This window comes from Terrisporobacter petrolearius, assembly GCF_020748185.1.
Lineage (GTDB): Bacteria > Bacillota > Clostridia > Peptostreptococcales > Peptostreptococcaceae > Terrisporobacter > Terrisporobacter petrolearius.
This window is the reverse complement of record NZ_JAHZMO010000086.1, coordinates 1-3,642: the sequence shown is the minus strand read 5'-3', so window position 1 is coordinate 3,642 and position 3,642 is coordinate 1. Positions and strand designations below refer to the sequence as shown.

The 3,642-nt window shown below is 28.6% G+C and carries 2 protein-coding genes; one reads left to right on the top strand and one right to left on the bottom strand.

Going from position 1 to position 3,642, the window contains the following annotated elements:
• Positions 1-315 precede the first annotated feature (315 nt).
• On the bottom strand, positions 316-2,325 hold the full coding sequence (locus K0040_RS19615; RefSeq protein WP_228110395.1) for a penicillin-binding transpeptidase domain-containing protein: 2,010 nt from the start codon (positions 2,323-2,325) through the stop codon (positions 316-318).
• Positions 2,326-2,500: 175 nt separating this feature from the next.
• Here K0040_RS19615 and K0040_RS19610 point away from each other — a divergent pair, with 175 nt between their 5' ends.
• The gene (locus K0040_RS19610; protein ID WP_228110394.1) at positions 2,501-3,490 is read left to right on the top strand and encodes an HD domain-containing protein; all 990 of its coding nucleotides are present in this window, start codon (positions 2,501-2,503) and stop codon (positions 3,488-3,490) included.
• The last annotated feature ends 152 nt before the right edge of the window (positions 3,491-3,642 follow it).

Here is a 3,642-nt window from a genome sequence, read left to right as displayed (position 1 = left end):
GAGATAGAATCCCTAGCTCTTACACAATATAAATCATATATTTTTTTGAAACTATGGGAAATTTAGTGTATAAACAACTAAATTAAACACATAATAATTGTGAAAAGAATGCTAGTATTAGTATTTCCTAGAAATAAAAAAATATTACTGGAATTTTGAATTTCCAGTAATATAAATTACAAAACAAAATTATTACACAAATCTATAGACATTCTCGACTTATAAAATAAAAACTACTTACACACTTTTATTGACAAACCCCTTTAAAGTATCAATAATAAAAAAGCCAACTTATAAAAGTTGACTTTTTTATTATTAATCTTGTAAAATATAGCTATTCATTATATTTTTAACTTTAGGCACTAAATATTTAGATGTAGATTTGTCTTTCATATCTTCCATAACCATGGATATGGCTAACTTAGATTCGTCCAGATCAACTGCAACAAACCAACTATTTTCATTTCCATCTTTGTCTTCTTTAGTGGATTTTATTTCTGCCGTTCCTGTTTTGCCTGCCAAGTTAATTCCATTTATTTTACATAAGTGTCCACTTCCACTGGGATCTTCTATAACGCCAGAAAAGTCCTTTTGTAGTTCTTTTAAATCTTCTTTTCTTATTGCTTTATTGTATACTTTTTCTTCCTTATTTTCGCTCATTACAAGCCTTGGAGTCATAATTTCACCTTCATTTGCTAAAGCTGAATAAGCCATAGTTACTTGCAAAGGAGTTGTTAGAACTTCTCCTTGACCGTAGCCTGTATCTCCCAATAAAATTTCATTTTCTATTTTACCACTATTTGAAATTTGAGATTTTGTCATAGGATATTCAAAGTTTATATCTGATCCTAAACCAAACTTTTTGGCTCCTTCTATAAATTTCTCACTACCTACTTTAATAGACTTATCTGCAAAATAAATATTGTCAGAGTTTACAACAGCATCATATAAATTCACAGAATCTATATCTTTTACTCTAGTAACTTTATAATTTCCCCAAAAAGATGATTTTTGCCAATTTAGTCCTTCTATTTTCATTTTTTCACTTGGGTTTATTATGTTATTTTCCAATCCGATAGATGCTGTTAGAAGTTTCATAGTAGAACCTGGTGAGTATAAATTGTTTGTTCTATTATCAAAACATGCATTTTTATTTTCTTCCCACTCTTTTGCTATTGACTTAGTTTTGTAAGTTACCATAGTGTTAGAGTCATAAGAAGGTGAGCTAACCATGGCCAACACTTCTCCATTAGTTGAATTCATAGCTATGGATGCTCCTTTTTCTTTATCCATCTCATCATATATTTTTCTTTGCAGCTTAGAATCTATTGCTAACTTTATATCATCTCCATCTCTGGCTTTTGTTTTTGCCACTGTTAAATCACTGTCTTCTCTTTCAATATATATATGAGCTCCGTCTGTAGCTTTTAATTTGTCTTCATAAACCTGTTCCAATCCATTTTTGCCTATTTGACTACTACTTGTGTAGTTTTTATCTGATTTTTTCTCCAACTCTTCTGCTGTTACATTACCTATATATCCAAGAAGGCTCCCAAAGGCCTCACCTTTTATATAAACCCTAGATGTTACTTGCTGTATAGTTGTTCCTTCTATTTTTGAAACCTTATCTAACTTATCATGTTCATAGTTTGAAAGCTTTACAATATTTACGGCGTATTTTGGATTACTGTTACTTTCAATTTTCTTCTCAATGTACTCTTCACTTATATCAAGTACTTTGGACAAATCTTTTATACTCTCTTTTTTGAATACTTTGCTGTCTATATTCACATAACTAGCTTCTCCATTATATGCTAGCAAATTCCCATCTCTATCTAGTATTTTACCTCTATTCCCCTTAATTACTTCAACTTTTATCCTATCTTTTTTAATCATCTCTGGTAGAATTAAGCTTTCATCCCAACTTATTTTATATTTGTTATCTTCTTTTTTTAGTTTAATTGTTGCATCATCATATTTTAGTTTTCCTCCAATAGTATTCATAGAAACCCTAATAGGTATTTCTGATTTGCTTTTAATATCTCCCACATCTATTTTTATGTTACTTACATTCATAGCAGAATAAATTGCTGAGTATTTTTTTACAAATTCTTCTTTTCCACCAAACTCTTCTTTTATGTAGTTTTTAGACTCTGTAGTTAAAGTTTCGTATAATTCCCCATAATTTTTTTCATTTAACAACTTGTTATAGTTCTTTACAGTATTTTTTATTTCGTCCTTATTGCTACAACCATTTAATACAAATACTGCCATAATCATCATGATAATAAATACCAACCTACTTAATTTTTTATTTTTAATCATAATCACCATTCTCCCCTCGTAAATTATTTAATTATACCTCTATTATTTTACTCTTTATTTATTAGACCTTTATATTTCATAAAAGGTTTTAACTTATTTATATTTTTTTAAATTGCAACTATATATACTCTGTTATATAATAAGTTCTTATTAGAAGTTTAAAGGAGGCATTGATTTGAATTTAATTGATATATATAATAAAGATTTTCCTGATTTTATAAAGGAATTAACAAATACACCTGAGTTTAAAAGACTCAGTAATGTGGGTATGAACTGCGGATGTGAATACACTAGTTTCCCCATATTTTCTAAGGGTAAAAATTATACTAGATATGAGCATAGTATCGGAGTTGGCCTTATAATTTGGCACTTTACAAAAGATATAAAACAATCTATTGCAGGTCTCTTACATGATATTAGCTCTCCTGTATTTGCTCATGTAATTGACTTTTTAAATGGAGATCATGAAACTCAAGAATCTACAGAAGAAAAAACAGAAGAAATTATAGCAAATTCTATGGAAATACAAGAAATATTAAAAAAATATAATTTAAGCACTAAAGACGTTTATGACTATCATATGTATCCTATTGCAGATAACGATTCTCCTCTTCTTTCTGCAGATAGACTGGAGTACACTTTAGGTAATGCTTTTTACTATGGTTTTAAATCTATGGAAGAAATAAGAGATATGTATGAAGATTTAGTAGTAAGTATAAACGAATTTGGACAAAGTGAAATTTCATTTAGCACTTTAGATAAGGCTATAGAGTTTACATGTGTATCCATTGAAAACTCTAAAGTGTATAGTTCTAATGTAGATAGATTTGCCATGCAATACTTAGCTGATTTGTTAAAATTAGCAGTTAACAAAAGAGTTATAAGTATGAAGGATTTATATACTGTAGAAGATCAGGTTATTTCTAAGTTAAAAAAAGATGAAGAATTAAAGTCTATGTGGAAGAATTTCACAAAGCTTTCTCAAATATTTACTAGCAAAGAAAAACCTGAATACGGATACTGGGTTAATATCCCTGCTAAAAAAAGATATATAAATCCTCAAATAGTTTCTCAAGGTAGAGTTTCTAATTTATCTAAAAATTTATCAAAAGAAATAAATGATTTCTTAAATGTTGATTTTAACATTTGGTTAAGTGGAAGATAAAATTTTGAAGGTGGTAACAAAAATGTGGGAATGTAAAATAAAGTGTGTAAGTTGACAAGATTGTTGTCAGCTTATGCACTTTTTTGATTATAGAGTGTGATACCATTAAGGAAAGGAACTTAAAAAGATGAGGTATGATACTATGGTTAGAA